We start from the raw sequence: 22099 nt of genomic DNA on the forward strand, positions 1-22099 counted from the left end.
CTAGTTGCGCACACGTCCGAAGGTGGACAGACGGTTGATCTCTTCCAGCCGCTCTAGGTTGACGACAGTCGATAGCATCAGCCGGTCATGGCTCCAGTCGCCGGGGCTTTGGATCGCCATGGCGGTGATCATGATCGCCGCCAGCAATGGCAGGATCAGCGCTGCATACACAAGCCGCGGATAGCTGAGGCTTCGGGCATCAAGCAGCGTGGTGATGCGCTGCTCCAGGAAAGACATCTTCCCGTCGCGCAAAGCCGAACGGTCTGCGGTAACCAAGGTGACCTTGGGAACGGCCACCACGAAAACGCGGTCCCGGCGCAAGGTTTGCTGGCAGACCGAGAGCAAAGTTTCGCAATACGCCCTCACGCCAACCCGACCGGATGCCAGCACTTGGCTGTCGCAACTCAGCTCACGCAGGTCTTCGACCTGCCGCTTCCACGCGTGGTATGCCGGGTTCAGGAAGAAGAACGGCTTCAGCGCTTCAAGCAGGATTTCCCACTCAATGTCGCCCTGCCGCAAATGTTGGAACTCATGGGCCAGCGAAACCTTCAGCTCATCCGCATTGCCCAACATGTTGGACGGTATCACCACGTAATAGTTGCGCAACCCGCGGGTGGAAAACGGCACCAAAGTCTTGTCCGACAAGCGGATACGAAGGCGGCCGAATTTTCGCCACGCATAGCTGACCGACACAATCTTGTGCAGGCAATACATTGAAAAAACCAAGCGCACGGTTCCAATGGCAAGGCCAACCACAAACGCGGCAATTGCGGCCCAAGCGACCCAGCTGCCCGCGCGCATGACATCGGCGGTGAAGGTATCGCGCATGGACATGAGGCGTTCGAACTCAGTCGCCCGCATCTCAAAACCGCCATTGAGGTAATAGGAAACGACCATGTCGGACAGGTTGACGTTAACGCCCTGCCCCAAGGCCGATTGTAGCGCGGTAAGTCCAAGGATGAGGAATGGTGACAAAACAATCGCAACGAAGACCGTGTTCAGCAGTTTCAGTTGCGTGGCGTAGGCGTGTTTCAGCCCCGCGTGGTCGAGTGCGAAACGGGCCGCACGCCAAAGCACAAAGGCGACCACAAAAAGAATGTTGGCATTGATGAAAGCGTCGAGAACAGCGTCACCCGGTATCATTTTTCAACCTCCGATCCACAAGTGCCCGGATTTGCCCCAACGCCTCTTCTGTCAGCTCGTCGTCATTGACCAGACGCGCCACCAACGAGGCCGGCGTGTCGTCAAAGAGCTTCATCGAGAGGTCTTTCAGTGAGCGGGTTTGATACGCGTCTTTGGCCAGCGTCGGTTTGAAGATATGGCGCTTGCCTTCCTTCTTGCTGGTCACGAATTCCTTGGTCTCAAGGATCTTCAGGATGGTCGCGGCAGACGTATAGGCCAAGTTGCGCTCTTCTGGCAGCTGGTCCAGCACATCACGCACCGTCCCTTCCCCCAAGGTCCAAAGCTGCGTCATAAACTCCAGCTCAACCTCGGTCAGCAACTCGCTTTTCTTCTTCTGTCTCATACCGTCCCAATCGCGCGCTTATCGCTCACTCTTTATGTCGAGTGAGTAAATACTAAGAGTTTCGTTTTTCAAAACGATTTCTCACACTTTCCAGAAGCAGAACACGCCCCAGCACAGGCTGATCGCCAGCGGCCACCAGAGCGGTTCACCAAAAATCCCAAGCCAGGCGAGGAAGATGTAGGCCGACCCCAGCATGGTCAGAAACAGCCGGTCGCCACGTGTCGTGGTCAGGCCCAAAGCGCCTTTGCGCTCTGACGTGCCGGGTTTCTTGATCTCGATCACCGTGATGATCGCCATGGCCGTAAAAAGCCCGATGAAAAACAAACCTGTGGGCCAGGTCCAGGCCATCCAGCTGAGCATATCAAACTCTCCTTATTCTTCTTACCCGACCTTACACCCGACCAAGGGCAAAGCCCTTCGCGATGTAGTTTCGCACAAAGTAAATCACGATAGCGCCGGGGATGATCGTCAACGTCCCGGCGGCGGCCAGAAGGCCCAACTCATAGCCCGCCGATGACGCCGTCTTGGTCATCGTCGCCGCAATCGGTTTTGCGGCCACGGCGGTCAGCGTCTTGGCCAAGAGCAGCTCCACCCATGAGAACATGAAGCAGAAGAACGCAGCCACGCCCACGCCCGCTTTGATCGTCGGCAGGAAGATCGTCACAAAGAAGCGCGGGAAGGAGTAGCCGTCCACGTATGCCGTCTCGTCCAGCTCTTTCGGCACACTGCCCATGAAGCCCTCCAAAATCCACACGGCCAGCGGGATATTAAAGAGGCAATGCGCAAGCGCCACGGCCAGATGTGTGTCAAACAGCCCGACCGAGGAATAGAGCTGGAAGAACGGCAAGGCGAACACCGCCGCCGGGGCCATGCGGTTGGTCAACAGCCAGAAGAACAGTGTCTTGTCGCCCAGAAAGCTGTAGCGGGAGAACGCGTAGGCTGCGGGCAGAGCGACCGTGATGGAAATCACCGTATTTAGCGACACGTAGATGATCGAGTTGATGTAGCCCCAATACCAGCTTGGGTCGGTGAAGATGACCTTGTAATTCTCCAGCGTGAAGGTCTGCGGGAACAGCGAAAAGCCCGACAGTATCTCGTTGGTGGTCTTGAAGCTCATCGCCACCAGCCAGTAAATCGGCAGCATCAGGAACAGGATGTAGAGGATCGGTATGATGGACCGTTTGCTCATTTCGCGTCGTCCTTGGTCATAAGAGTATAGAAGAGCCACGAGACCAGCAGCGTGATCGCGAAGTAGATGAGCGACATCGCCGCCGCAGGGCCCAGATCGAACTGACCGAGCGCGATTTTGACGAGGTCAATCGACAGAAGCGTGGTCGAGTTGCCCGGCCCCCCGCCTGTCAGAACAAACGGCTCGGTGTAGATGTTGAAGCTGTCCATAAAGCGCAACAAAATCGCGATGGTCAGCACGGTCTTCATCTTCGGCAGTTGGATGTAGCGGAAGACTTTCCACGGGCTCGCCCCGTCGATCTTTGCCGCTTGGTAATACGCATCCGGGATCGACACGAGGCCCGCGTAGCTGAGCAGCACCACCAGCGACGTCCAATGCCAGACATCCATGACGATGATCGTCACCCAAGCCGCCACGGGACTGCGGGTCATGTTATATTCGATGCCCAGCGTATTGTTGATGAAGTATCCCAAAAGGCCAATGTCGGGCAGCGTGAAGATGTTCCACATCGCCCCCACTACGTTCCACGGGATCAGCATCGGCAGCGCCATGGTGACCAGACAGACCGGCACCCAGATGCCCTTCTTGGGCATGGACAGCGCGATGATGATGCCCAGCGGCACCTCGATGATCAGAATGAGGAAGGTAAACAGGAACTGGCGCCCCAACGCGTCATGGAACCGGTCCGAGCGCAGGATTTGTTCAAACCAGCTGAGCCCCTCCCAGAAGAACAGGTTGTCGCCAAAGGTCTCCTGGACGGAGTAGTTGACCACCGTCATAATCGGGATCAACGCGTTGAACGCGACCAGCAAAAGCACCGGCAGCACAAAGAACCACGCCTTTTGGTTTTCAGTTTTCATGATGCTACTGCCCCGTCAGTCTCAGTTGAAAGCCAGCCGTCTCGATAAAGCCGGGTTTGGTCTGGACGGAACGCCAGATGCACAGCGTCGCCTTGCCCCGGAGCCTCCCCGTCAATTACGGCCTTAACAGGCGTGTCGCCTACCATCGCCTCGACCACAGAATGTCGGCCAATGTCCGAGACCTTGCGCACCCGCGCAGGCAGGCCCGCTGCACCGATCGACACAAATTCCGGCCTGATGCCGACTTGCGTGGAGCCGCCTTGCCCAGTCACTTTTCCTTCAACAGCAATCTCTTGCCCTTCAAAGCTGACACGGCCACCGGCCTCCGTGGCGTCCAGCACATTCATTCCCGGCGAGCCGATAAAATGCCCCACGAATGTGTGCTGAGGCCGCTCGAACAGCTCAACCGGCGTGCCAATCTGCACAATCTCTCCGTCCTGCATCACCACCACTTGGTCGGCAAAGGTCAGCGCCTCTGTCTGGTCATGGGTCACGTAAATCATCGTGGCTTTGACCCGCTGATGCAGCTCTTTCAGCTTGCTCCGCAGCTTCCACTTCAGATGCGGGTCGATCACCGTCAAAGGCTCGTCAAACATCACGACGTTCACGTCGTCGCGCACCAGCCCGCGCCCCATCGAAATCTTCTGCTTGTTGTCAGGCGACAGATGCGAGGCACGGATATCCAGCAGCTCAACCACCTCCAGCATCGCGGCAATCTCCGCCACCCGCTCCGTGATCCGCGCTTCAGCCACGCCTCTGTTGCGCAGCGGAAAGGCCAGATTGTCACGCACGGTCATCGTGTCGTAGATCACCGGGAACTGGAACACCTGCGCAATGTTGCGCTGATCCGGCGGCAGGTCGGTCACATCCACATCGTCAAAAAGAATGCGCCCTTCTGATGGGGTCAGCAGCCCCGAGATGATGTTCAGCAAGGTCGACTTGCCGCAGCCGGACGGCCCCAGAAGCGCATAGGCCCCGCCATCCTGCCAATCCAGATCAATTTCCTTCAGCGCATAATCCTCAGCGCCTTTCGGAGAAGGCAGGTAGGAATGGCGCAGGTTCTTCAAAGTAATTTTCGCCACGTTAAGCCACCAATTTTCCGTCAGGGGTGAAGTAAAAACACTGCGAGGCGTCCATGTAGAACGCGTGCTCTTCACCGATCTCGTAAGGGTGCACGCCATGGGCCAGCGACACCCAGCCATCATCGCCCATCTGGAAATGCGCGCTCGATTCTGACCCCGACAATTCCGTCACCTGCACCGTGCCATTCAACGCCACTGCGCCGGGGCCCGCTTGCACCGGGGTCACGTGATGCGGGCGCACCGCGACCGTATAAACCCCGTCCGGCAAATCCGCCGCGACGCCGCTCATGGTCCAGCTCACGCCGGTTTTCAGCCGCGCCTCGGATCCCGCCTTCACGATCTCAGCCGAATTGATCGGCGGGTCGGAAAACACCCGCGCCGCGGTCAGGTTCTCGGGCTTGCGGTAAATCGCAGCCGTGGTGCCAAATTGTGTGACCACGCCGTCATCCATTAAGGCGGTCTTGCCGCCCAAAAGCAGCGCTTCTTCGGGTTCAGATGTGGCGTAAACCACAACCGCGCCGCGCCCTGCAAACAGTTCCGGCAGCTGCTCACGCAGCTCTTCGCGCAGCTTGTAATCCAAGTTCGCCAGCGGCTCGTCCAGAAACACCGCGCGGCTTTCCTTGGCAATCGCCCGCGCCAAGGCGCAGCGCTGCTGCTGCCCGCCGGACAGCTCCTGCGGGCGGCGTTTCAGCATTGGCTCCAGCTGCAAAATCTTCGCGGCCTCCGCGACGCGGTCGTCAATTTCGGATTTCGCCATGCCTGCGACCCGCAAAGGGGAGGCAATATTGTCATACACGCTCATCTGCGGGTAGTTCACAAAGAACTGGTGCACCAATGAGATGTTCCGCTTCTGCGTCGACAGCTTCGACACGTCCACCCCGTCCATGAAAATCTGGCCCGACGCCAGCGGGTCCAACCCCGCCATCAGCTTGATCAGCGATGTCTTGCCCGATCCGGTTTGGCCCAGAAGCACGTTGAAATGCCCCGTCTCCAGCACCAGCGATGTCGGCTTGATATGGGTGATGCCGCGCGTCACCTTGCTCGCGGCCTTCAGCTCGAGTGTCATATTCCGTAACCCTTGGTGCCCGCGTCACGCGGGAAAATTGGTTATGGCCGGGGCAAAAGTTGGCCCAAATCCCCGGCCAAAGTCGGCCCCTTCATAGGAAGGGACCAACGGGGAGGTTTACTGGTTCCAGCGGGCCACAAGCTCGTCGTAGTTGACGGTCTCACCTTGCGGTTTTTCGTTGTCCAGTTTCGCCTTGGCGCCACCTTTGCCAAGCCATTCGGAGGCGTCTTTTTCCTCGTTCAGGCGTGGGCCGCAGCCACCATAGACGTTCGCTGCCTCATCGGCTTGCTGCATCCGGGCCATGGTGATGTCCATCTCCTCGGCCAGACGGTCCATCGCTTCCTGCGGCGTAAAGGCGCCAGAGTTCACGTCACCGATTTGCTGCCACCAGATCTGGGCCAGCTTCGGATAATCCGGCACGTTGATGCCGGTTGGGGACCATGCCACGCGGTCAGGCGAGCGGTAGAACTCGACCAGACCACCCAGCTTTGGCGCACGTTCCGTGAACGACTCGTGGTTGACGGAGCTGTCACGCGTGAAGGTCAGACCCACATGGGACTTCTTCACGTCGACCGTCTTCGAGGTCACGAATTGCGCGTAAAGCCACGCGGCCTGCGCCCGGTCTGATGGTGTAGACTTCAGGAAAGTCCAGGACCCAACATCCTGATAGCCGACCTTCTGACCTTCTTCCCAATAGGGACCATGTGGGGACGGGGCCATACGCCACAACGGATTACCGTCATCATCCACCGTATTGTTGCCTTCTGACTTCGGCTTCACCATGTCGGCAGTAAAGGCGGTGTACCAGAAGATTTGCTGGGCCACGTTGCCTTGGCTCAAAGCCGGCAGGGACTGGTAGAAGTCGTAAGACGCAGCCGCAGGTGGGGCGTAGTTGCGCAGCCACTCGTCCCATTTGCGGATCGCGTAGACCGCAGCCGGGCCGTTCGCAGCACCACCACGGGTGACAGAGGCGCCAGCCGGGTTACACGAGCCCGCTTCCATGCGGATGCCCCATTCGTCGATAGGCACGCCGTTGGGCTCACCCTTCGATCCGGTGCCCGCCATGGACAGCCACGCATCGGTCATACGCCAGCCCAGATCCGGCGCGCGTTTGCCGTAATCCATGTGGCCGAAGATCTCAACGCCGTCGATCTCTTTGACATCCTTGGAGAAGAACTCAGCAATGTCCTCATAGGCCGACCAGTTGACCGGAACGCCCAGATCGTAGCCGTATTTGGCCTTGAACGCGTCCTTGTTGGCTTGGTCGTCAAACCAGTCCTTGCGGAACCAGTACAGGTTCGCAAATTGCTGGTCTGGCAGTTGGTACAAGTCACCATCCGGCCCGGTGGTGAACTGGATGCCCATGAAGTCTTCAAGGTCCAGCGTGGGCGATGTGGTCCCCGCCCAGTCACCCGCCATTTGGTCTGTCAGGTTGTAAGCCAGTTGCAGGCGCGAATGCGTCCCGATCAGGTCACTGTCGTTCACGTAGCCATCATAGAGGTTCCGCTTGGTCTGCATCTGTGTCTGCACAGCCTGCACAACTTCGCCCTCACCGAGGATCTGGTGGTTGACCTTGATGCCGGTGATTTCCTCAAAGGCTTTGGTCAGAACTTCCGACTCGTAGCCATGCGTCGGGATACCTTCCGACAGCACGTTGATCTCCATGCCCGCGTAAGGTGCTGCGGCGTCGATGAACCACTGCATCTCGGACATTTGCTCGTCTTTCGACAAGGTCGATGGTTGGAATTCTGAATCAATCCATTTCTGAGCTGCTGCCGCGTCGGCAAAAGCAGTTCCATGCCCCGCGATGACGGCCACAGCCGCAGTCGCGGAGAGCAGATACTTGCGCATCTTGTCTCCTCCCTAGATTTTCCTATGAGCCGGTATTCGCCGACTGACCATACGGTAGGCAGGAGATGCCAACCCTGTCAAACTAAAACTTTAGTAGATATTTTTCTTAGAATTTTCAGGATGTTAGGTGGAATTCGCACCAAATCCTCGAAGAAAATTCCCACTCTCATTGGGCGCAGATATCAAATCATCAACCGGATTCTTGCGCCAAAGCGCGACATCTCGCGCATAAGGGCAGGTCGATTTGCCGACAAATAGCGGATTGATAGGAAAGAGCCGCCTTTGGGCCACTGGCATTTCGAGCCACTGGCATAAACTGAACAGCAATTGGACGCTCACTGCCCCATTTGACGCTACGTCATCGAGGGAATGAACGGTAACCTGCTACGGCAAACCCGCTCTTAATTTATAAATTCCAACGACTTACGAGAAAATTAACAATTCCTTCATACTTCCTCAGATCGACCCAATTTAGCACAAATTTGCGCCTCATTTGAACAATAGCTTCGGTCGGGAAACATGCTGGAAGAGGGGCTTGGACAGTGAACGCAATGCTGAATACCGTGATGGACGCGCAAAAGATCGAACGGGTAGACACACCCATTCGTTTCGTCCTCGACAACGTTAAGATCAAGGCGACATCCGAAAATGTGGCTGTTGTGGGGTTGGGATATGTGGGCCTGCCGCTCGCGGTTTGCCTTGCCGAACAATTTCAAAACGTCGCGGGTTTCGACATCTCCAAGCAACGCGTGGCAGAAATCAATAACGGTTATGACGCGACCAACGAATTGACCAAGGAAGTCGTGCAAGGCTCCGGCCTGACCGCCAGCACCGAGGCCTCCAGCCTCGCAGATGCCTCCTTCTTTATCGTCACGGTGCCGACCCCGATCAACGACGCGCATCAGCCAGACCTGTCGCCGCTGCAATCGGCCTGCAACATGGTTGGCCCCTATCTGAAAAAGGGCGACATCGTCGTCTTTGAATCGACCGTCTACCCCGGCGTGACCGAAGATTATTGCGCGCCGATCCTGGAAAAACTGTCTGGTCTGAAGGCTGGCGAAGACTTTGGCCTGGGCTACAGCCCCGAGCGCATCAACCCAGGCGACAAGGTTAACACTGTCGAAAACACCATCAAGGTTGTCTCCGGCGACAGCCAGGCCACCATCGACCGCGTCATCGCCGTCTATGACAAGGTAATCAAAGCCGGCCTGCATGTCGCGCCCACCATCAAGGTGGCCGAGGCCTCCAAGGTTCTGGAAAACACCCAACGCGACATCAACATCGCTTTGATGAACGAAATGTCGCAAATCTGCGACAAGGTTGGCATCGAAACCAATGACGTGATCGAAGCCGCTGGCACCAAGTGGAACTTCCTGAAGTTCACGCCGGGTCTGGTAGGCGGTCACTGCATCGGTGTGGACCCCTACTACCTCGCCTCGCTGGCAGAGCAAGTGGGCCACCACCCGCAGGTCATCCTGGCAGGTCGCCGCACCAATGACGGCATGGTTCGTCACGTGGCAGACACCACGTTGCGCATGCTGATCAAAAAGGCGGGCGACATTCGCGAAATGCGTATCGGCGTCTGCGGCATCAGCTTCAAAGAAAATGTGCCAGACATCCGCAATTCCAAAGCCTTGGAAGTGGTTGACGCATTGCGTGGCTTTGGCATCACACCACTGGTGCATGATCCACACTGTTCGCCAGATGTTGCAGTCGCGGCTGGCTACGAGCTTTGCACGGCGGCCGAAATGGACGATCTTGACGCAATGGTGTTGGCAACACCTCATAACGAGTACATCGAAAATCCCGATTTTCTGAAGAAAATCAAAGAGGATGGCATTTTGGTTGACGTAAGAGGGGTCTACAGGGACTCCGAGGAAGCCAAGGAGCTGCGATACTGGTCGCTATAAAATAATAAAAAGACGACGCGAAAGGGGCTCGCGACAATGTTTACTACTACGCCAATTGGGTCGTGCCGTATCACGACGCCGCTTCGACGCGGCCAATCCACACACGGTTTCCATCTCAACATGGAACGGTGCTACGGCTATTGCCATTCTCCCGCCGAGGCCGTGCAAATGGCGCGCTTCATGCGCGGCGAAGCCGACATCCCCCACGATGTCTGGCCCCTCGTTTCCCGCAAACATGACCTGAACACGCTATCCGCACGCCGGCACGCGATGTCCGATCTTTATGTGGTCGAATTGGCCTCCGCCAAAGAGGTCACGATTGATGGCGTGTCAGTTCAACTGAACTACCTGAACGCGACTTTCGCCGACTTTTTCGCCGACCGCGACCGTGCACAGGCCTTCTGGGCCCTCACTGAGGCTGGCAACGACGCCGACATCGCGGCCTTTCTGGACACCAACTGGTCCGACACGGATGCTCAACGCGCCGAAACCGCGACGCTGGGCAAAATCCGGTTGAGCTTTGTCACCGAGGCCGGGCTCCGCAAAGACATCGACACGCTGACCGAGCTGTTGCCCGACGTCCTGTTCGTTTCCCACGTGGATGCCTGCAAGGCCGATGGCACGCCGATCCGATCGCGTTCCAACTTCATCCAGATGGTGGCCGATCAGGTCAAAACCGCTGGGTACAAATTCTACAACCCGACCGAGCTGATGCATGAGTTTGGCCAAACCGCCGCCATTGAAGACGAAAGCGCGGGGCTCGCGCATTTCACGGACGGTTTTGCGCATGGCATGATGGATGAGTGGATGCACAAGGTCATCGCGCCCAAAACAGACGCCACGATCAAGGCCGGCGCGCCCCATGCTCTGGACCATCACCTCAAACCGCAGATCCATGCGGCTATTGACTCCGGCCAGTTCCTGCGCGCGGACGCGCGACTGGCCTCCCTTGCAGCGCACGGCGTTGACGTCGGCCCGCTACATCAGGCAACCAAGACCCAGCAAGAACATGCCCGCGCGCAATTCCAGGCTGAAGATCACAGCCATCTGACCGCCGACGAGCAGGTTGCACAGATCATCCGCGCCAGCGAGCTGGGCCTGTTTGACGACGCGCTCACCCTTGCTTCTTCCCTGCCCGGCGGTCTGGCTGGTCTGCCGACGCGCACGCTTTTGCAAATCGGCGACCTTGCACATCATGGCGGCGAGCTGGACACAGCGACTGAGGCCTATGTGGCGACCGCGAAAACCGGGCTTGCAAGGGCCTGCCACGCGCTTGCGAACATGGCCTGCGAGCACGGCATCGACATGTTGGCCAAGTTCGCCCCGCAGGAACGGCAGAGCTTTCTCGCCACCGTCCCCGCCGCAGACCGGCTCGACCTGCTTGAGCTGAATGGTGCGCCGTTCGCCCAGGCGATATTCCCGGAAACAACCGCCCAAGAAGCCGCTGACATCGTTGCGAAACTCACCGAGACGCATGGCATAGGCTATGCTGCCGAGGTGTTGGCGATCTGGCGCGAACAGCAAGGCGCAGACAAGATCAGAGACGCCGGTCTCAACGCCATTCTGGACGGTTGGGTCACCACCGCATTGCAGTTTGACGAGCGCATTGACCGGATCCACGGCCTGAATGCCGTGCTCTTTGCCGCGCCGCTTTTCCAACGTGCCCGTATCGAGATGCGCGATCTGCGCAAGGAGCTGGCGCTGCTGATCCGCGCGGCGGGCAAAGAAGGCGATATCGATCAGTTGGACGCGTTCTCGACCGAGGCCGCCGCCTTGGCCAAAGAACTGCCAGAGCTTGACCTATGGCGCGCCAGATTGCGCTTCGGCCTTGGCGAATACGCCACGGCGATGCAGCTGGGACAGGCAGCGGCGCAGTTCATGCCGGAAAAAATCAACGTCTGGGTCTTGCTGATGCGGGCCGCCAAGAAGGGCAATTTTCAGGCGGAAGCTGTTGAATTTGCACGTAAAGTCACTGGCCTGGCTTGCCCCGACACGGAAGCATTCAAGACCGAAGCAGAGGCCGTACTGCACGCCAAAGCGGTTGGCGCTTAAGCGATGCAACCGCTTTCCCATATCCTCAACTTCGCGCCTGATGCGCCAGCTCTTCCCAAGGAATTTTCGGAAGAGGTGTTTGAAATGAGCCGGAGCATCACGTGTGCGCGGACGGCTCAGGAAGTGTACAAGAAGTTGCAACCGATCCTGAAGGACTATCGCGCCGATCAGGAAATCGCGATTGCCTGTGGCCTGCTCCTCGAAAAGCAACGCCATGAAAAGGGTATGCGGGATATCTGGGATGACCTGTGCAAGCGTTACCCAGATGATCTGACCGCGCTGCGGATGTTGATGCGCTGGTACCGCCGCGAAGGGAATGTGGCAGCAGGCGTCGCCCTGATTGCGGACATGTTCCAGAATTGTTGGCATGATTTGGATCAGGCCAACAAGGCGATCCCCGCCCTTGCGGAATTGAAGGCGTGGGGTGAAATCGACGAGGTGATGTCGTGCATCCTGCGGCTCCACTCGGAAGACCGCCCAATCCGCATGAGATACATCAAACTGCTTCATGAGCAGTCCCGCTTTTTGGATGCCAAGAATGTCGCTAAGGACGTTCATGGACAAAGCAGCATGGGCACGGCGTCTCAGGAACTTCTTGGGTCAGTCAGCCGCCACGCAAACTTGCTGGACAAATACGGACGCACCGATGCGGCCGAGGTGATCTTCGACATCATTGCGCAGGCGGACGCCCCTCGCGCGCACAGCAAATCCGAGAAAGTTGTCTTCTTCACCGGCCAACTGGGGACCGGCGGCGCAGAACGTCAAATGACCCGGATCGCCTGCGCCTATCAAAGCAGATTTGATGAGGCGCAGCCGCTTGGGATCGCGCCAAAGGTTTGGGTCAAACACGCAACTGCGTCCACGGGTGCAGACTTCTACCGTCCGCTTCTGAACGAAACGGGCGTAGAAACAAGCGTTCTGGCAGAACTGGTCGACGTGCCTCTGGCCTCTTTGGAGGGCCTGACCGACGAACTGAAGGCGCTGCTGGAATTGCTCGCCCCAGACGTGCTGCGCCACACGTGCCTGCTGTACAAGATGTTTTGCGAAGACCAAACGGACGTGGCCTATCTTTGGCAGGACGGCGGTATCGTTCAATCCGCAATCGCTGCGGTCTTAGCCGGCGTTCCGCGCATCATCACGTCGTTTCGCGGGTTGCCACCCAACCTGCGGCCAAATCTGTTCCGCGAAGAGCTGCCCGTGTTGTATGCCGCTCTGGCCCGCCTGCCCCACGTGACATTCACCGCCAACAGCCAAAAGGCCGCAACAGCATATGAAGAATGGCTGTCGTTGGAGCCGGGCGAGGTGATTGTGGTCCCCAACGCAATTCCAGCCGTTTTGCCCGACGGCGAAGATAGTGACCACGCGTATTGGTCAGAGGTGTTGGAAGCCTCCTCCGGGTGCACCAAGACCGTGTTGGGCGTTTTCCGCTTCGACCAGAACAAACGACCGATTCAGTGGATCAAAGCCGCTGCTCGCTCGATCAAAAATCGCGATGATACACGTTTCATCATGCTTGGCGGCGGTGCGCTTCACAACGAATGCCAAGCGCTCATCGAAGAGCTGGGGCTCACCGATCGCATTTTCCTCGCCGGTATCCGCAGCAAGGTTGGGTTCTATATGCACCGCGCTGATTTGCTGGTGCATTTGGCCGAGATGGAAGGCCTGCCCAACGTCTTGATCGAAGCGCAGTTGGCCGGGACACCCGTTCTGGCAACTCCGGCTGGCGGCACCGACGAGGTGGTCTTTGACGGCATCACCGGGCACATCTTGTCAACGGCGACAATTATCCCGGAAGAGGAGCTGGACAGCACTTTGGAACGCCTATTGGCTGACGAAGACGAGTTGGCCAAACTAGGCGCCGCGGCCATGACCCAATCGGGCGACCGCTTTTCCGTGGAAACAATACTCGGACGTACAACCGAGATTTTCAATTCATCGAGACAGGACACGACATGAGAACCGTTTTTGTAACAGGCACCGCTGGCTTCATTGGCTTCCATCTTGCGCGCCACCTTCTGGACGAGGGCTTCAAGGTCGTGGGCTTTGACGGACTGACGGATTACTACGACGTCAACCTGAAGAAAACGCGCCACGAAATGCTGGAGAAGAACCCGAACTTCAGCGCGCATATCGGGATGCTGGAAGACAATGACCTTCTGTCTCGCGTTGTGGCAGAGGCCAAACCGGACGTCATCGTCCACCTCGCAGCCCAAGCCGGGGTGCGCTACAGCCTCGAAAACCCCCGCGCCTATATCGACACCAACCTGACCGGCACGTTCAACCTGATGGAGGCCGCGCGCGAGAATGAGATTGGTCACCTGCTTATGGCCTCGACCTCTTCGGTCTACGGCGGCAATACGCAGATGCCGTTTGAGGAAACGCAGAAGACAGAATTGCCGCTAACGCTTTATTCTGCAACGAAAAAAGCCAACGAGGCCATGGCGCATTCCTATGCGCATTTGTGGCATATCCCCACCACCATGTTCCGCTTCTTCACCGTCTACGGCCCCTACGGCCGCCCGGATCTCGCGCTGTTCAAGTTTGTCCGCGCGGCCCTCGCCGATGAGGCGATTGACGTCTACAACCATGGCAAAATGGCGCGCGACTTCACGTATGTGGACGATCTGGTGCATTCCATCCGCCTGCTGATCGACGCGGTGCCGCCCAAGCCGGATGCGGGCGCTGATCCCGTGCCGGGCGACAGCCTCAGCCCCGTCGCCCCGTTTCGCACGATGAACATCGGCAACGGCACGCGCGTGCAGCTGATGGAGTTCATCTCCGAGATCGAGGACGCCCTTGGCCAGCCGATCAAGAAGAACATGATGGAGATGCAGAAAGGCGACGTACCGGGCACCTGGGCCAACACGGACCTGCTGGAACATCTGACAGGTTACCGCCCCAATACATCCACCAAGGACGGCATCTCGAAATTCGTCAAATGGTACCGCGAGTATTATCAGGTCTAATCGATGAGCGCGGCCACACATATCGCCCCTCCGAACGCGTTTACGCGTATCGCCGTGCTGATGGAGCGCGAGCGCCGCACCCGCTTTGCGGGCGGGAAACTGGGATATCTGTGGGCCTACATCACCCCGGTAGTCTGGATCGCGCTGATCGTGGCGCTGTTCTGGGCGCTGCAACGCACGCCGCCCATTCATGTGCGCGCCGAGATTTTCATCGCGACGGGGATTTTGCCCTACCTGATCTTCCGACAGACGGTTACCGCGCTCAGCCGCACACTGACCGCCAACCGCTACATGCGCTACCTGCGCCCGGTGTCAAACAACGATATCCTGTCGGCCACCATGCTGTTGGAAAGCTTCAACATGCTGACCACGGCCGTGCTGATATTTGGCGGGGTCACCTTGATCTTCGGCAGCCAAACGCCAGCATCCCTCCCCGGGGTTGCCTTCGGTCTGGCCCTTGCCTGGGGCATCGGATGCGGCGTGGGACGTTTCGTTGCGGCGGCTGGCTTGATGAGCGACGCATTCGCACGTGCGGTTCCTTTGCTGCTGCGCCCGCTCTTTTGGCTTTCAGGCATCTTTTATACTGCGACGGACCTGTCGCAGCAGGTCAGGGACATCCTGTGGTATAGCCCCTTCCTGCACATAACCGAGATCGTGCGGGAGGCATATTTTCTTGGATACGCCTCTCCGATCGCCCTTGTCTGGTACCCCGTGGCAGTTGCCTCGGCCTTCTATCTTGCGTCAATCCCGCTGGAAAGATTTGCGACCCGGAGGCGTATTATGCGGGGCAGGCTATGATTGCGCTGAACAATGTCAGTTTGCTGAAACCGGGCTTTCGGGAACGTCCGCCGATCCTCCAGAATGCGTCCGTTGTCTTCGGCTCGAAGGAGCGTGTCGGCATCTACGCCATGCCCGGCAGCGGCAAATCTTCGCTGGCAAGGCTCCTAGCGGGCATTGATCAGCCTGACGTCGGAACCATCCGCCGCGAGGGTCGCGTGAGCTGGCCCATCGGCTTTGCGGGTTTCCTGCACCCCAACCTGACCGTACACGAAAACATCAACAACTTTGCGCGCCTAGTTGGTGTTGAGCCGGAGGCTGTGATCGTCTTTTGTCGCGAAGTGTTCGGGCTGGAATACGCCCCAAGCAAGGTGATGCAGGACCTGTCGCCCACGCAACGCGCCCTGCTGGCCTATGCGTGTTCTCTGTCCATCGACGGCCCTGCCACATGGATCGCAGATGAAACAATCACGGTCGGCGAGCCTGCAGATCGCGCGGCATGTGACGCCATATTGGCAGAAAGACTGAAGATTGGCGGGCTGGTGTTTTTGTCACGCAACATCCGACAATTGGCCACATATTGCGACAGATTCCTTGTTCTGCTGAACCGCCGGCTGGTACCATGTGCCGATCTTGCAGTCGCACAAGAGGCACTCGAATTGTCCAAACTGACGCCACAAGAGCTCGATATGGAGATGGCCAACCATGTCTAACTCAAAACCCACTGACGCAGCTGAGGAAGCGCGCATTCAGGCGTGGCGCGCCGAACGGGCTCGGATTGCCGAGGCCGACAAAGAACAACGCATACGTCAAAAGCAGGCAGAAATGAACCAAACCGCAGCAACGGCAAAGCAGGACAAAAAGTCCGCAGCCCTCACGCTTTTGTCGTCGACAACAACCGATGCGCCGACGCTCCAGGCGCCGCAAGGCCCGCAAATTCAAAGCCGGGCGGTGAAAAAAGCAAGCCGTTTGGGGCTCTTCTTCGCTGTCGTTATCGTCCCGATGTTTTTGGTCGCCTACTATGTCCTTGTCGTGGCCACGCCCCTTTATGAAGCGCGGTCAGTCATCGCGATCACCAAATCCGCAGACCGTGGCGCCCCCGCCCGCTCAGGTCTTCTTGGTGGTGTGCAAGGTCCGTCCAACCTGTCGGAAGTGTTTCGGGCACACGCCTATGTGCAAAGCCAGGCGCTGATGGATGCACTGGAAGATGAGCTGGGACTGATAACGGAATTCAGCAGCTCTTCTATTGATCCGGTCAAGCGCCTCCGCACGGTTCCGATATTGTCGCTGAACAAAACCACGCAATTCGACCGATACGTCAATTCCAGCGTGGACATCCAAAGTGGATTGCTCACCCTCTACGTCAGAGCGCCAGACAACGAGCAAGCGATCGACATCTCGCATGCCGTTCTGCGCAATACGCAGTCGCGCGTGCTTTCCCTAGGTCAACAGGTCTTTGACCAACGTCAGGCACATGCAACTGAAGTCCGTCTGGCCGCAGAAAATCAGGTCGCCGAGGCTCAAGCGGCATTGGTAGCCCTGCAAATCAAGTATCAGGAAGTGGACCCGCGCAACCGTGTCGAGAGCATCTACAACACAATCAAGGATCTCGAGACCGAAGCCGCACGGTTGAACAGTGAAGTTCAAAAGGCCGAAATCGCGGGCATTGGCGACAGCCAGCAGACCCGGCAGACTGCGGCTCTGGAAGCCCGTATTCGGCAGCAAATCACGGATGAACGCGCCCGCCTTGTGGCACCTGATGGTGGCTCCGCTGGATCGCTTAACGCCCTTTTGATGGAGTACGAGCTCGCGACGCTGGAACTGAGCCTTGCACGGGACGCCGTTCAAACCGCCCTAAGGGCGCAGGCTGAGGCCGGCCAGGAAGCCGCCCTGAACCGCAGCCTGTTTCAGGTTGTCGTGCCACCCCGCACCGCACAAGCCGCGGTCTACCCGCGCATTCCCGGCACGTTGGCGCTGACCCTGGTGCTCTGTCTGGCCGTATACTCAGCCATTTCCATGTTTAGGGCGGCACGGACCTAAGAGGCGGTCGCGGCCTGTTGCGTCAATCCAACCCCATCTTTTCGATGTCGTGCAGAAATGCGGCCACGGCGGCGCGGTCGGGATCTTGCCCGGTGAACCCTCGAATGTAGGGCTCGAGCCGCGACATCCGTGTGTCCATGTCTTCGCGGACTTCCAGCGCGTGGTAGCCGAGCTGCATGAAATACACGATGCGCGCGCGGGCATCGGCGTCTCTGCCCTCATATCCATGTTCCGCAAACAAGGCGGTCACGCCTTTGATGCGGCTTTGATCGGCCTTGTCCACGCGGGCCCGAATGGATGGATCGCGTCGGGACCACTCCCGCACGGCGAAATCCAGACCTTGGTCGAATTTTGACGTATCAACGAAGCACCTGAAGAAATTGCATAGCCCCTCGGTGATGTTGCTGGCGGGCATCTGGCAATGTTGGATGATCTGCGCGGAATTGCGCACCTCCCACTCGTCGAGGAGGGACGTTTCCAGGTCCGCGCGGTCCTTGAAATACCAATAAAAGCTGGAACGTGAGACGCCCATCCGATTGGCCAGCCCCAATATCTTGATCTCTCCCGCGCCGTCGGTCACCAGCACGTCACGCGCCATGTTCAACCAATCTCGGCGCGTCACCTTTACATGGCCAACAAGCGGGTCCTGATCAGGATCGTCACGGTGAAGGAGCGGACTTGTGCGTTGGGACATAACCTAGCTTTCGGGCAGCGCGCCGCCTTCGGCGGTCCGTTTGGCAATAAAGGACTGAAGCGCCTCCACCCGCGCGCTATCGCGTTCGACCGCCGCGTCTTTCCCGATAATCTCCTGCCAGACATCCGTCGCGCGCTCCGACGCATCCCGGCCGCCCCGCTCCGTCCACGTTCCAAAATTGGCGTAGTCATGCACCAGCGGCTCATAAAATTCGGTGTTGTAGCGCTCCATCGTCTGCGGAGCGGCGAAGAAGTGCCCGCTTGGGTCAACATGGGACAGGGCGTTGTCAAAGCCGATTTCATCCACGCCCGCCTCCTTTCCCGCGCACAGTTCCGCGACCATGTTGAGCACCTCAACGTCGGTGATGATCTTTTCATAAGACACGCTCAACCCGCCCTCAAGCCAGCCCGCCGCGTGGATCAAAACGGTCGCCCCCGCCGCCAAACATCCCCAAAGGCCCAATTGGTTCTCGTTCGCAGCTTGCACATCATTCAGGTTTGACGCCGACCCCGCCGCAGATCGCCATGGCAATCCGGTCAACCGTGCAAGCTGCCCTGCAGCCAAAGAGGCTTGGAAATGGGCCGGTGTCCCGAATGCAGGCGCGCCGGACCTCATGTCTACATTTGACGTGAAGGTGCCGTAGCACACAGGCGCGCCGGGTTTTGCCAGTTGGACCAGCGTGATCGCGGCCAGGGCCTCCGCATGGCTGAGCGTCACGGCGCCCGCAACGGTTATTGGGGCCATAGCGCCCATCAGCGTGAACGGTGTCACAATGGACATTTGTCCATGGCGCGCGAAGTCAATCAGCCCCTGGGCCATCGGGATATCAAGCGTACGTGGACTGTTGGTGTTTATGATCGTGTAGCAATGCGGATTGGCCGCAAATGTCGCGTCCGACACGCCACGAAAATCGCGCAGCATTTCAAAGCAATCCATCACCTGCGGTGTGCCACGAGAAAAGACAAACGGAAACTTGTTGGACTGCGTCAGCTGCGTCTCGGTCGTGAAGTAATGCCGGATGTGGGTGGGAACGTCTTGCGGCTCCACCGATGGGGACAGCATCTGCAGCACGTCGAAATGCTGGTTGAGCTTGGTGTATTCGACGTAGTCTTGCGCCGATCCCGGCCTGCGTCCCCGCACCAGGTCGGTGGCATGCGGCGCGCCCGCTCCGGGTTGGAAAATCATCCGGCCAAGTTCGAACGTCAGGTCTTTTTCGCGGATGCCTGCCCGCCCCTGAATGGACCTGGGGGCAGCCGCAATTGCGGCGTCCACGATGTCCCGGCCAAGAAAAACCATGTCATCCACGACCCGGGCGCCCGCCATGCGGTATATCTCGACCGCTTCGGGCAGCAGCACCTTCACCCCCAGCTCCTCCAGGGTGCGCAGCGCCGTGTTGTGAATGGCGGCGACCTGATCGTCCGAGAACACCGACATGATCGGGAACGGGTTGTGCAGGGTGTGGTAATCTACCTTCCGCCCGAAAACGGGCGCATCTGACGTAGCCCGCCTGCGGCGGCGGCGGGCTTTTGGGGATGCAGGTGCCAACGGCTCAGCCTCTCATGGCGGCGCCGGCCGGGTCGTAGGGCGACGGCGCAATAACGCGGGCTGAGCGCTCTGCGCCAACAATATGCACCAACAGCTCGGTCCCTTCGGCGCAATGCTCTCGGTCCAGCATTGCCATGGCCATGGATTTGCCAACGGTGTGGCCGTAGCCCCCGGACGTGACAAAACCCACCAGCTGGCCACCCGCCCAGATCGGTTCGAACCCCGTGGCGTCAGCGTCATCCGCGTCCACTTCAAGCGTCACCAGCTTCTGCGCGGGGCCATTGCCGTCCCGTTCAGCCACGACCGCGGACTTACCGACGAAATCCTTGTCCCAGTCAATCCATCGGTCCATGCCGGTCTGCCCCGCAGTGTAGCCTTGGGTAAATTCCGCCGACCAAATGCCAAAGCTCTTCTCAAGCCGCAGGCTCAGCAAGGCGTTGAAGCCGACCTCCCGCATGCCCAGATCAGCCCCCGCCTCCAACAGAGCGTGGCGCAAAGCGATATGTTCCGCGGCCGAGCAGTGAATCTCGTAGCCAAGCTCGCCTGCGACAGACAGCCGGCCCACTTTGGCGCGCATCAGGCCAATGTCGAAGGCCCCGCAGCCCATGAAGGGCAAATCGGCAATCGGTCCATCCGTAAGTTTTTCAATAACCTTGCGGCTGTTGGGGCCGGACAGGGAGAACCCGACCGTCGCATCTGCGATGTCGCGCACCGTGACGTCGTTGCCCATGTGGTCGTGGAACCACCGCATGTGCCAGTCGCGCAGGTAATAGCTGCCCATAATCCACCAGGTGCCGTCGCCCCAGTTAAACAGGGTCAAATCCCCCTTGAGCTTTCCCTCAGCCGACAACATCGGCGCAAGCTTGGAGCGGCCCGGCTTTGGAAGCGTGCAGGCCATTATGTGGTTCAACCAGGCCTCTGCCCCGTCGCCGGTCACCTCGAACCGCGAGAAGCCCGAGATATCGAGCAAGCCAACCTTTTCGCGCACGGCGCGGCATTCCTCGGCAACGATGTCAAACGCGTTGGACCGTTTGAGGGTCGGGGTTTCTTCAAAATCAGCGTCGAGCGCGAAATAAAGCGGCACCTCCAGCCCTGCGCTCACGCCCCAACGGCACCCCGCGGCCGTCATGTCGGAATAGGCCGGCGCCATTTTCAATGGCCGCCCGGCGGGCAATTGCTCGTTGGGATAGGTCATTACAAATCGGCGGGTGTAAAACTGGCCCGTCGTTTCCTTGATGAACCGCTTGTTGCCCGCATAGTCGCCGAAGCGGGCCACGTCCATGCCGTAAACATCCGCCTCCGGCTCGCCATGGATCATCCATTCGGCCAGGGACTTCCCGACACCACCGCCCTGCAAAAAGCCCGCCATCACGGCGCACGCGCACCAGTAGCCCGGCTTGCCGCGCACCGGCCCAACCAGGGGGTTGCCATCAGGCGCGAAGGTAAATGCGCCGTTGACCCATGTCTTGACGCCGACGTCCTGCAAGGCGGGGTAGCGCTCGAACCCAAGGGTCAGTTCATGTTCGATACGGTCGGTGTCCTCCTGCTGCAGCTCAAACCCGTATTCCCAAGGGGCGCCATCCATCATCCAATGTTGGTGGTCGACTTCGTAGATGCCCAGCAAGATGCCCGTCTGGTCTTGCCGCATATAGGTGAACCCTTCCAGGTCGACCGTCATCGGCACTTCGAAATCCAGCTCTTCAAGCTGGGGGATGGTGTCGGAGATCAGGTAATGGTGGTTCAGCGGCGACACTGGCAGTTCGATCCCTGCCATGCGGCCCACCTGCTTGGCCCAAAGCCCGGCTGCGTTGACCACATGTTCGGTCTGGATGGTGCCCTTCTCGGTGACCACTTCCCAGCCGGTGGCCGTTTGGTTCAGCTCCAGCACCCGGTTATGCTCGACAATCTCCGCGCCATATTTCTTGGCTGCCCCCGCATAGGCATGCACCGTGCCGGTCGTGTCGACATAGCCCTCTCGGTCGGCCCACATGCCGCCAAGGATGCCGTCAGTGGACATGATCGGGCATAGCTCACCCGCCTCTTCGGGCGTGATCAGACGGCAGTCGTCAATGCCGATGGACTGGAATGTGCGGTAGGCCGATTGCAGCCATTCCCAACGGTCGGGCGTGCCCGCCAGCGTCATGCCCCCGGTCATGTGCAGCCCGATATTCTGGCCGGATTCCTCTTCAATCTCGCTCAGCAAGTCAATTGTGTAGGCTTGCAGCGCCGCAATGTTGGGGTCCGCGTTCAGCGCATGGATGCCGCCCGCAGCGTGCCAGCTGGAGCCGGCGGTCAAAACGCTGCGCTCCAGCAAACACACGTCTTTCCAGCCCAGTTTGGCCAAATGATACAACACCGAAGCGCCAACGACGCCGCCCCCGATCACCACCGCTTGATAATGCGTTTTCATCCTACCTCCCGCGCGCCCGAATATCGGCCCTATGTTCATCACTGTCCAATACTCAAGCACCATTAGACAGCCCTGTCCAGAGCCAAGGTGGACTGCGGCGCACCGGTTCGAATTTCACCTCGCAGGCAAGTC

Annotated in this window: 18 protein-coding genes; 7 read left to right on the top strand and 11 right to left on the bottom strand. The window is 58.8% G+C overall.

Annotation, left to right across the window (positions count from 1 at the left end; translation table 11 throughout):
- From Q0899_RS09270 to Q0899_RS09305, 8 genes are all read right to left on the bottom strand, one after another.
- The gene (locus tag Q0899_RS09270; protein WP_299192368.1) at nucleotides 1-1143 is read right to left on the bottom strand and encodes a M56 family metallopeptidase; all 1143 of its coding nucleotides are present in this window, start codon (nucleotides 1141-1143) and stop codon (nucleotides 1-3) included.
- Nucleotides 1130-1525 (bottom strand): BlaI/MecI/CopY family transcriptional regulator, encoded by a 396-nt coding sequence (locus Q0899_RS09275; protein ID WP_298296041.1) that lies wholly within the window; start codon nucleotides 1523-1525, stop codon nucleotides 1130-1132. Before Q0899_RS09275 ends, Q0899_RS09270 begins: the two co-directional genes overlap by 14 nt.
- A gap of 81 nt (nucleotides 1526-1606) precedes the next feature.
- Nucleotides 1607-1885, bottom strand: a complete 279-nt coding sequence (locus tag Q0899_RS09280; protein ID WP_298296039.1) for a DUF2160 domain-containing protein — start codon at nucleotides 1883-1885, stop codon at nucleotides 1607-1609.
- A gap of 31 nt (nucleotides 1886-1916) precedes the next feature.
- A complete protein-coding gene (locus Q0899_RS09285; protein ID WP_298296037.1) occupies nucleotides 1917-2714 on the bottom strand; it encodes a carbohydrate ABC transporter permease in 798 nt (265 codons plus the stop codon).
- Nucleotides 2711-3574 carry a carbohydrate ABC transporter permease gene (locus Q0899_RS09290; RefSeq protein WP_298296035.1) on the bottom strand — a complete coding sequence of 288 codons (864 nt, stop codon included), beginning with the start codon at nucleotides 3572-3574 and terminating at the stop codon, nucleotides 2711-2713. The genes Q0899_RS09285 and Q0899_RS09290 overlap by 4 nt, the downstream gene beginning before the upstream one ends.
- Nucleotides 3571-4656, bottom strand: coding sequence for an ABC transporter ATP-binding protein (locus Q0899_RS09295; RefSeq protein ID WP_298355720.1), 1086 nt, complete (start codon nucleotides 4654-4656; stop codon nucleotides 3571-3573). The genes Q0899_RS09290 and Q0899_RS09295 overlap by 4 nt, the downstream gene beginning before the upstream one ends.
- Nucleotide 4657: 1 nt before the next feature.
- Nucleotides 4658-5722 (bottom strand): ABC transporter ATP-binding protein, encoded by a 1065-nt coding sequence (locus tag Q0899_RS09300; RefSeq protein WP_298296030.1) that lies wholly within the window; start codon nucleotides 5720-5722, stop codon nucleotides 4658-4660.
- A 117-nt stretch (nucleotides 5723-5839) separates the two neighbouring features.
- Nucleotides 5840-7573 carry an ABC transporter substrate-binding protein gene (locus tag Q0899_RS09305; RefSeq protein ID WP_298355717.1) on the bottom strand — a complete coding sequence of 578 codons (1734 nt, stop codon included), beginning with the start codon at nucleotides 7571-7573 and terminating at the stop codon, nucleotides 5840-5842.
- Nucleotides 7574-8124: 551 nt separating this feature from the next.
- Here Q0899_RS09305 and Q0899_RS09310 point away from each other — a divergent pair.
- Genes Q0899_RS09310 through Q0899_RS09340 form a run of 7 tightly spaced genes read left to right on the top strand, consistent with a single transcriptional unit; the run spans nucleotide 8125 to nucleotide 17318 of the window.
- On the top strand, nucleotides 8125-9483 hold the full coding sequence (locus Q0899_RS09310) for a nucleotide sugar dehydrogenase (RefSeq protein ID WP_299195339.1): 1359 nt from the start codon (nucleotides 8125-8127) through the stop codon (nucleotides 9481-9483).
- A 36-nt stretch (nucleotides 9484-9519) separates the two neighbouring features.
- Nucleotides 9520-11535, top strand: a complete 2016-nt coding sequence (locus tag Q0899_RS09315) for a hypothetical protein (protein ID WP_299192372.1) — start codon at nucleotides 9520-9522, stop codon at nucleotides 11533-11535.
- A 3-nt stretch (nucleotides 11536-11538) separates the two neighbouring features.
- On the top strand, nucleotides 11539-13491 hold the full coding sequence (locus Q0899_RS09320) for a glycosyltransferase (protein WP_299192374.1): 1953 nt from the start codon (nucleotides 11539-11541) through the stop codon (nucleotides 13489-13491).
- Nucleotides 13488-14501 carry an SDR family NAD(P)-dependent oxidoreductase gene (locus tag Q0899_RS09325; protein ID WP_299192376.1) on the top strand — a complete coding sequence of 338 codons (1014 nt, stop codon included), beginning with the start codon at nucleotides 13488-13490 and terminating at the stop codon, nucleotides 14499-14501. Before Q0899_RS09320 ends, Q0899_RS09325 begins: the two co-directional genes overlap by 4 nt.
- A gap of 3 nt (nucleotides 14502-14504) precedes the next feature.
- The gene (locus Q0899_RS09330) at nucleotides 14505-15299 is read left to right on the top strand and encodes an ABC transporter permease (protein WP_298296018.1); all 795 of its coding nucleotides are present in this window, start codon (nucleotides 14505-14507) and stop codon (nucleotides 15297-15299) included.
- The gene (locus tag Q0899_RS09335) at nucleotides 15296-15991 is read left to right on the top strand and encodes an ATP-binding cassette domain-containing protein (RefSeq protein WP_298296016.1); all 696 of its coding nucleotides are present in this window, start codon (nucleotides 15296-15298) and stop codon (nucleotides 15989-15991) included. The genes Q0899_RS09330 and Q0899_RS09335 overlap by 4 nt, the downstream gene beginning before the upstream one ends.
- Nucleotides 15984-17318, top strand: coding sequence for a hypothetical protein (locus Q0899_RS09340; RefSeq protein WP_299192379.1), 1335 nt, complete (start codon nucleotides 15984-15986; stop codon nucleotides 17316-17318). Before Q0899_RS09335 ends, Q0899_RS09340 begins: the two co-directional genes overlap by 8 nt.
- Before the next feature lie 22 nt (nucleotides 17319-17340).
- Here Q0899_RS09340 and Q0899_RS09345 read toward each other — a convergent pair whose 3' ends face one another.
- The 3 genes from Q0899_RS09345 to Q0899_RS09355 are packed head-to-tail and all read right to left on the bottom strand — an operon-like array spanning nucleotide 17341 to nucleotide 21967.
- Complete coding sequence (locus Q0899_RS09345) at nucleotides 17341-18012, bottom strand: TetR/AcrR family transcriptional regulator (protein WP_299192381.1); 672 nt, start codon at nucleotides 18010-18012, stop codon at nucleotides 17341-17343.
- 3 nt (nucleotides 18013-18015) lie between these two features.
- Nucleotides 18016-19557: a trimethylamine methyltransferase family protein gene (locus Q0899_RS09350; protein ID WP_299192383.1), complete on the bottom strand. Its 1542-nt coding sequence runs from the start codon at nucleotides 19555-19557 to the stop codon at nucleotides 18016-18018.
- Between the two features lie 4 nt (nucleotides 19558-19561).
- Nucleotides 19562-21967 carry an FAD-dependent oxidoreductase gene (locus Q0899_RS09355; RefSeq protein WP_299192385.1) on the bottom strand — a complete coding sequence of 802 codons (2406 nt, stop codon included), beginning with the start codon at nucleotides 21965-21967 and terminating at the stop codon, nucleotides 19562-19564.
- Nucleotides 21968-22099 lie beyond the last annotated feature (132 nt).

Source organism: uncultured Litoreibacter sp. (assembly GCF_947501785.1).
Classification (GTDB): domain Bacteria; phylum Pseudomonadota; class Alphaproteobacteria; order Rhodobacterales; family Rhodobacteraceae; genus Litoreibacter.